Here is a 261-nt window from a genome sequence, read left to right on the forward strand (position 1 = left end):
GAACATCTGTATCCTTGTGGTAGGCAAAATTTTCAGCAAATCCCTTAAATACTTTTGAATATTCACTTACATCGTAATAACCATCTACTTCTTCATGCAAAGTAGAATAGTAAAACTTACTAACGCTCTCCTTGAAATCTTCATAAGTTTCACAATTCAAAAGCCCAGATCTATAAAAGGTTGCCATGCCGTCACTCCATTGATTCGCATTGCGCTGACCTATGTATAACGACTCGCACAGGGTCTGGCAAGCCCCAGAAT

At 39.1% G+C, this 261-nt stretch carries 1 protein-coding gene; it reads right to left on the bottom strand.

Annotated features, from left to right (window positions below; all coding sequences use genetic code 11):
• A partial coding sequence (locus RG959_RS24390; protein ID WP_342799326.1) for a hypothetical protein occupies positions 1 to 187 on the bottom strand: 187 nt, incomplete at its 3' end.
• Positions 188 to 261: the final 74 nt, after the last annotated feature.

This window comes from Domibacillus sp. 8LH (assembly GCF_038806185.1).
GTDB classification, from domain to species: Bacteria; Bacillota; Bacilli; order Bacillales; family Domibacillaceae; genus Domibacillus; species Domibacillus indicus_A.